This is a genomic window from Streptomyces calidiresistens (assembly GCF_014141525.1).
Classification (GTDB): Bacteria; Actinomycetota; Actinomycetes; order Streptomycetales; family Streptomycetaceae; genus Streptomyces; species Streptomyces calidiresistens.
This window is the reverse complement of sequence record NZ_VKHS01000294.1, coordinates 1-6,104: the sequence shown is the minus strand read 5'-3', so window position 1 is coordinate 6,104 and position 6,104 is coordinate 1. Positions and strand designations below refer to the sequence as shown.

The following is a 6,104-nucleotide window of genomic DNA, read 5'->3' as shown; positions in this document are numbered from 1 at the left end:
TACACTTGCAGCTTCGTCGGCAGCGTCAGATGGGTATAAGAGACAGGGGGGGCGCGGGCGTCTCGTCCGGGCAGCAGTCGGGCAACGGGCCGTGCGGCAGGTCGACACCGCCGAAGACCGCCCGGGTGGCCGGGTCGCCGGCGAGAGCGGCCACCGCCAGCAGCACCGCGCCGGCCGTCCAGGAGGTCAACTCCTCGGGCCACACCGCCCGGTCGGCGTAGACCCGACCGGTCCAGTAGAGCCCGTCGGCGGCACGCAGGTGCCCGATGGAACGCAGGATCCCCTCGGCACGCTCCGGCTCCCCCGCCACCCACAGCGCGAGGGCCAGCTCCGCGCTCTCGCCGCCGGTCACCCAGGGGTTGGGGACCACACAGCGCACCCCCAGGTCGGGGACCACGAACTCGTCCCAGCGGGAGGCCAGCCGGCGCCGCGCCTCCTCCCCGGCGACGGCGCCGCCCAGCACGGGGTAGTACCAGTCCATCGAGTAGCGGGACTTGTCCAGGAAGCGGCCGGGGTGCCGGCGCACGGCGTGCCCCAGCGCGCCGGCGGCCAGTTCCCACTCCGGGCGCGTCTCCCCCTCCAGTTCGGCCAGGCGCAGGGCGCACCGCAGGGCGTGGTGGATGGAGGAGCAACCGGTGAGCAGGGCGTCGGGGACGGGGGTGCCGTCCGGCTCGCGTTTCCAGCCGATCCCGCCGTCCTCCCGGGCCAGCCCGAGGACGAAGTCGACGGCGGCGGCCACCATCGGCCACATCTCGCGGCGGAAGGCGTCGTCGCCGGTGCTCAGGTGGTGGTGCAGCACCCCGACCGCCGGATAGGCGCAGAAGTTGCTCTCCCGGGCCCGGTCGGTGACCCGGTCCGGGTCCCCGTCCGCGTAGGCGGCGTACCACGAGCCGTCGGGCAGCTGGTGACGGGCGAGCCACCGGTAGGCGGCGGCCGCCCGCTCGTGCTCCCCGGCGGTGTCCAGCGCCATGGCGGCCTCGACGTGGTCCCAGGGGTCGAGGTGATGGCCGCGGAACCAGGGGATCGCCCCGTCGGGACGTTGCAGGGAGGCGATCCCCGCGGCGGTGCGGGCCGCCTCCCGGGCGGTGAGCACGCCGGGCAGCGCGAGGTGCTCCAGCCGGTCGGGGAGATTCTCGGCGGCCCTCACGCGCCGGCCGCCGCGCCCGCCGGGTCGGCCGCGTCGGCCCCGCCCCCGGTCCTCCCGGCGGCGGGGCGCGCGGGAGCGGGGACGGCGACCCGGGGTTTGACGGCGTATGCGACGAAGCTCTTGCCGATGAGGGGGTCCAGGGTGCGCTCGGCGACCCGGGTGGCCAGCGGCTTCTTCATGATGTCCCAGACCAGCAGCTTGTGGTACGCCCGGACGGGCAGCGCGCGGTCGTTGTTCACGCCGAAGGCGCACTTGAGCCACCAGTAGGGGGAGTGCAGGGCGTGCGCGTGGTGGGTGCCGTACGGGCGCAGGCCGGCGGCCCGGATCTTGCGCAGCAGTTCCCCGGCCCGGTAGATGCGGATGTGTCCGCCCTCCACCTCGTGGTACTCGTCGGAGAGCGCCCAGCAGATCCGCTCGGGACCGTATCGGGGGACGGTGATCGCGATGCGGCCCCCGGGCCGCAGGACACGGACCATCTCGGCGAGCACCCCGGTGTCGTCGTGGATGTGCTCCATGACCTCGGAGATGATGACGACGTCGAAGCTCGCGTCGGGGAAGGGCAGGGCGAGGGCGTCGCCCTCGATCGCCGTGGCCGACGCGCCGGGGGGTGCCTCCCCCGCCTCCCGCATGGCGGCGAACCAGCGGGCCACCTCCCGGATCTCCTCGCCGTTGCGGTCCAGCGCCACGACCCGGGCGCCGCGCCGGTAGCACTCGAAGGCGTGCCGGCCCGCGCCGCAGCCCAGGTCCAGCACCCGGTCGCCGGGGGCGAGCGGGAAACGGGTGAAGTCCACGGTCAGCACGCGGTCGACTCCTTGCTCGGGTTGCTCGGGTTGCTCGGGCTGTTCGGGGCGCCGGGGGGCGCGGCGGGACGGCCGGTCACCCGGGGGCCCCGGCGCTCCGGGGCGCGCGGGCGGCGATCGCCGTCCGGTAGTGCTCGACGGTGGAACGGGCCGCGCGCTCCCAGGTGAAGTGCCGCAGCACGCGTTCGCGCCCCGCCGCGCCGAGCCGGGCGCGCAACCCGTCGTCCGTCAGCAGGCGCCCGAGGGCCACCGCCAGGGCCCCGGCGTCACCGGGCGGCACGGCCAGACAGGTCTCGCCGTCGGGGCCGGCGACCTCGGGGACCGCACCGCCGGTGGTGGCGACCAGGGGGGTGCCGGTGGCCATCGCCTCGGCGGCGGGCAGCGAGAACCCCTCGTAGAGCGAGGGCACGCAGGCCACCCGGGCGCCGCGGATCAGTCGGGCCAGTTCGGCGTCGTCGATGCCCTTGACGAACTCGACCGCCCCCTCCAGTCCGAAGCGCTCCAGCGCCTCGGCGACCGGGCCGCGGCCGGGGCGGGAGCCGACCACCACCAGGTGCGCGCCCGGGTGTTCGGTGCGCAGCTTGGCGAGCGCCTCCACCAGGTGGACCAGCCCCTTCAGCGGCACATCGGCGCTGGAGGTGGTGACGATGCGGCCGGGCACCACGGGCTCGGCGGGGTCCGGGTGGAAGACCCGGGTGTCGGCCCCGATGGGCACCACGTGGATGCGGTGGGGGCGCACGCCGAGGTCGTCGATGATCTCGGTGCGGGAGGTCCGGGAGACGGTCAGCACGGTCTCCAGGCGTCGGGCCACCCGCTTCTGCATCCGGGTGAAGGCGTACCAGCGGCGCAACGACAGGCGACGGCCGAGGTCGGGAGCGGCGGCCAACTCCAGCCGCCGGTCCACCGTGATGGGGTGGTGGATGGTGGTGATCTGCGGCGGTGCGGCCCCGGGGCCGGTGCGGGGGCCGGCACCCGTCAACCCGTACCCGAGGGTCTGGTTGTCGTGGACGACGTCGAAGTCGCCCCGTCGGGCGGCGAGCAGGCGGCGGGCGCGCAAGGAGAAGGTCAGCGGCTCGGGGAAGCCGCCGGTGCGCATGATCGCGAACTCCAGGGCGTCGATCCAGTCCCGGAACTCCTCGGCCCGGGGCGTGCGGAACGGATCCGGGTCGCGGTACAGGTCCAGGCTCGGCAGCTCGGTCAGCGTGACACCGGGATCCAGGACGGGGTAGGGCTGGGCCCCGATCACCTCGACCCGGTGGCCGAGGGCGGCCAGTTCCCGGGAGAGGTGCCGGACGTAGACCCCCTGCCCGCCGCACCAGGGGTTCCCCTTGTAGCTGAGCAGGGCGATCCGCAGGGGGCGGTCCCCCTCCGCGTGCGTGGCCACTCCGGCTCCCTTCCCTCCGCGTGCGCCGGAGCGCCTTGTCCCGGGGCCGGCGGCGGGGTTCCACCGCGTCGACCGGGCTACCGACGGGTACGAAGACGATAGCCTGCCCCCTCCCGGGCGGTGCCGGAGCCGGCCGTGACACGTGCCACGGCCGGTTCCGCGGAACGGTCCGGGTCACGGGGCCCCGGGGGCTCGGGGCCGTCGGGCACCATTGTGATCGACACCCGTCCGGGTCCCGACGGCCGGGTCCCGCAACCGCCTCCCGCAGGGCCCTCCGGGAGGGCCGGCGCCCCCGGGAGAGGCGTGCCGCCGGCGCCGGAGGGGTCCTACCATGGCCGCACCCGGCGCCCCCGGCGCCCGGGCCGGGACCGAGAGGAGTGAGGGGTCCTTGCCGCCGAGACGGTTCGGCGCGCCGGTGTCCCCGGACCGCCCATGACCACACAGCCGTCCGCCGACGCCCCCCGGGTCGCGTCACCGCGCACCGAGCGGCAGCGCGAACGCCGTCGCCGCATCCTGGACGCCGCGACCCGGCTGGCCTCGGCCGGCGGTTTCGAGGCGGTGCAGATGCGGGAGGTGGCCGAGGTCTCCGGGGTGGCGCTGGGCACCCTCTACCGCTACTTCCCCTCCAAGATCCACCTCCTGCTGGGGGTGCTGCTCGATCAACTGGAACTGCTGCGCGAGACCCTGCGGGACCGTCCGCTGACCGAGACCGATCCCGCGGACCGGCTGCTGCGCACACTGCGGCGGGCGTTCCGCGCCCACGAGCGCGATCCCCGGCTGGCGGAGGCGATGATGCGGGCCCTGGTGTTCGCGGACCGCTCGGCGCAGGCCGAGGTGCGGGCGGTGTCGGAGCTGACCACGGACATCCTGGTGGACGCCGCCGGCCTGCCCGTCGACCCGGGACCGGAGCGGCGCAGCGCGATGCGCGTCATCCAGCTGACCTGGCACTCCACCCTGATGCACTGGCTGTCCGGGCACACCACGGCCGCGGAGGCCGACCGGGACCTGGGCACCGCCTGCCGCCTCGTGGCGGGCGGGGCCGGCGGGTAGACCGCGCCGCCGGGCGGCCGGGCGGCCGGGAGCGGACCGCCGCCCGGGACCGCCGGAGGGCCGGCGGTTACAGTGGGCGGCGCAGTCCACGGGGGTGCCGCCGACGCGCCCCCGGCCCGCGAGCGGGGAAAGACCGGTGCGAGACCGGCGCTGACCCGCAACCGTGATCCGGCCACGACGCCCCGGCGCGTGCCCGGTGAGCCGGACCTCCCGCGCGCGGGCACGCGCTGGCTCCCGGCCCCGGACCCCCGGTCCGCCGGCCGAATCCGTCGAGGAACGCGGAACCGAGCCGGGTGCCCGCCCGTCGGCGTGCCCGGCGGCGGCCGGGGCGCGGTCGGGGCGGTCAGCCGTGCCGACGGCCCGCCCCACCGAAAGGCACCACCATGACACCGCTCCGCGGCGCGACCGCCCTGGCCGGCGCGACCCTCCTCCTCCTGGGCACGGCCGCGCCGGCGGGCGCCGACGACGCCACGGCGACACCGTCCCCCGCCTCCGCGGGCGCCGAGGGCCTGTACGGGGACACCGACCCGACCTGGGACGGGGTCTGGCGGCAGTCGCTGGCGATGCTCGCCCTGGAGGCCGCCGGCGAGCCGGCCCCGCCCGCCGCCGTGACCTGGCTGCTGGGACAGCAGTGCCCGGAGGGCGGCTTCCCCGCCCACCTCCCCGAGCCGGGCGCGGCGTGCGACGGCGACCCCGCGGTGGACACCAACGCCACCGGCATGGCCGTGCAGGCGCTGGCGGCCGTCGCCGACGGGGACGCCGCGGCGGACGCCGCGCTGGATTCGGCCGTGGAATGGCTGCTCTCCGCCCGCAACGAGGACGGCGGCTGGCCGTACGCGTCCGGTGGGGAGAGCGACGCGAACTCCACGGCGGTGGCGCTCTCCGCGCTGTACGCGATCGGCGCCGACCCGGCCGAGGTCGCGGGCGCCGAGGAGGCGTTGCTGGCGTTCCGCCTGGGGTGCGAGGCGCCGGAGGCCGAGCGCGGGGCCTTCGTCTGGCAGCCCGAGGAGGACGGCTCCCGGTACGCCAACGAGTTGGCGACCGTGGACGCCGTCCTGGCCCTGGGCGCCGCCGCCGGGGACCGGGCGCCCGACGGGCCGCCGGCGACACCGGCGTGCGAGGACGACGGCGACGGCGACGGTGGGAACGGTGTCGGGCCGGCGGAGGCCCTCGAGGGCGGACTGGCATGGTTGCTCTCCCACACGACCGAGGGCGGGGGGTGGGTGCGCTCCCCGTTCGACAACTCCCCCATGCCCGGCCCCACGGCCCGGGTCGCGCACGGCCTGGCCGCGGGCGGGTGGACCGAGGAGGCCCGCGCCGTGCTGGCGCCGGTCGAGGAGGAGGTGGCCGGCGGCGGGGACGCCTACGAGGGCGCCGGCACCGTCGCCGAACTGATCCTGGCGGTGGAGGCGGTCGGTGCCGACCCCACCGACTTCGGGGGCGTGGATCTCACCGCCCGGCTGATCGCCTCCGGTCCGGACGCCGACGCCCCGGCGACGGAGCCGGGGGACCGGAACGACGGTGACGCGGCGGACGGCGAGACCGGCACGGAGGACGCCGGCGGCGGCCTCGGCTCCCTGTGGTTCCTCGGGGCGCTGCTGCTCGCGGGCGTCGGTGTGGGCCTGCTCGCCGCCCTGCGCCGGGGCGGGAACACCGGTGGGAACACCGGGGGCGACGGCACCGGTGCCCCCGGCGGCGATGCGGGTGGGGCCGCGAAGGGTGG

The 6,104-nt window shown here is 76.8% G+C and carries 5 protein-coding genes; 2 read left to right on the top strand and 3 right to left on the bottom strand.

The window, feature by feature from the left end:
- Window positions 1-25 precede the first annotated feature (25 nt).
- From FOE67_RS30955 to FOE67_RS13660, 3 genes are all read right to left on the bottom strand, one after another.
- Window positions 26-1,147: a prenyltransferase/squalene oxidase repeat-containing protein gene (locus tag FOE67_RS30955; protein WP_182664033.1), complete on the bottom strand. Its 1,122-nt coding sequence runs from the start codon at window positions 1,145-1,147 to the stop codon at window positions 26-28.
- Window positions 1,144-1,947 carry a class I SAM-dependent methyltransferase gene (locus FOE67_RS13665; RefSeq protein ID WP_182664031.1) on the bottom strand — a complete coding sequence of 268 codons (804 nt, stop codon included), beginning with the start codon at window positions 1,945-1,947 and terminating at the stop codon, window positions 1,144-1,146. The genes FOE67_RS30955 and FOE67_RS13665 overlap by 4 nt, the downstream gene beginning before the upstream one ends.
- Before the next feature lie 76 nt (window positions 1,948-2,023).
- A complete protein-coding gene (locus FOE67_RS13660; RefSeq protein WP_182664030.1) occupies window positions 2,024-3,331 on the bottom strand; it encodes a glycosyltransferase family 4 protein in 1,308 nt (435 codons plus the stop codon).
- Window positions 3,332-3,763: 432 nt separating this feature from the next.
- On the opposite strand from FOE67_RS13660, the gene FOE67_RS13655 reads away from it, so the two are divergent.
- Both FOE67_RS13655 and FOE67_RS13650 read left to right on the top strand, forming a co-directional pair.
- The gene (locus FOE67_RS13655; protein ID WP_182664027.1) at window positions 3,764-4,381 is read left to right on the top strand and encodes a TetR family transcriptional regulator; all 618 of its coding nucleotides are present in this window, start codon (window positions 3,764-3,766) and stop codon (window positions 4,379-4,381) included.
- Between the two features lie 383 nt (window positions 4,382-4,764).
- Window positions 4,765-6,104 (top strand): SCO2321 family membrane protein (locus FOE67_RS13650; RefSeq protein WP_182664025.1); only part of this gene is annotated, 1,340 nt, incomplete at its 3' end.